This window comes from Silvimonas iriomotensis (assembly GCF_014645535.1).
Classification (GTDB): domain Bacteria; phylum Pseudomonadota; class Gammaproteobacteria; order Burkholderiales; family Chitinibacteraceae; genus Silvimonas; species Silvimonas iriomotensis.
The window spans coordinates 1-701 of record NZ_BMLX01000015.1 but is presented as its reverse complement, the minus strand read 5'-3'; the positions used below and the strand labels follow the sequence as shown (position 1 = coordinate 701).

Below are 701 nucleotides of genomic sequence, written 5' to 3'. Positions count from 1 at the left end.
GATCGACGTGGCTATGTTGAGCATCATCAGACGTTGGCATTTTCGGGACCATGTACCGCTGCGCGAGATCGCCAGGCGGCTGGGTGTTTCCCGAAACACGGTTCGCCGCTACATCCGTTCGGAGGCCATCGTTCCGGTCTATCCGGAACGCCATTCACCCAGCAAGCTGGATGGCCATGCCACCCGGCTGGCCGACTGGCTCAGGATTGAAGCGCGACGACCGCGCAAACAGCGACGCACCCTCAAGCAGATCCACGCGGATCTCGTTTCTCTGGGTTTCAGCGGTTCCTACGACCGCGTTGCAGCCTTTGCCCGACGATGGCGGCAGGAACAATACGAACAGACAAAAACGACCGGCCGGGGCACCTTCGTGCCGCTGCGTTTTGCCGAAGGCGAAGCATTCCAGTTCGACTGGAGTGAGGACTGGGCCGTCATCAACGGCGAACGGACGAAGCTGCAGGTGGCCCATCTCAAGCTCAGCCACAGCCGGGCCTTCTTCCTGCGTGCCTATCTGCTGCAGACTCACGAAATGCTGTTCGATGCCCATTACCATGCCTTCATGGCTTGGGGTGGTATCCCGCGCCGCGGCATCTACGACAACATGAAGACCGCCGTGGATCGGGTCGGTCGTGGCAAGGAACGCGAGGTCAACATCCGGTTTAGTGCCATGGTCAGCCACTACCTGTTTGACGCCGAGTTCT

The 701-nt window shown here is 60.2% G+C and carries 1 protein-coding gene; it reads left to right on the top strand.

The features are described 5' to 3' along the window. Nucleotide 1: 1 nt before the first annotated feature. Nucleotides 2–701 (top strand): IS21 family transposase (gene istA / locus IEX57_RS21060; RefSeq protein ID WP_229709179.1); only part of this gene is annotated, 700 nt, incomplete at its 3' end.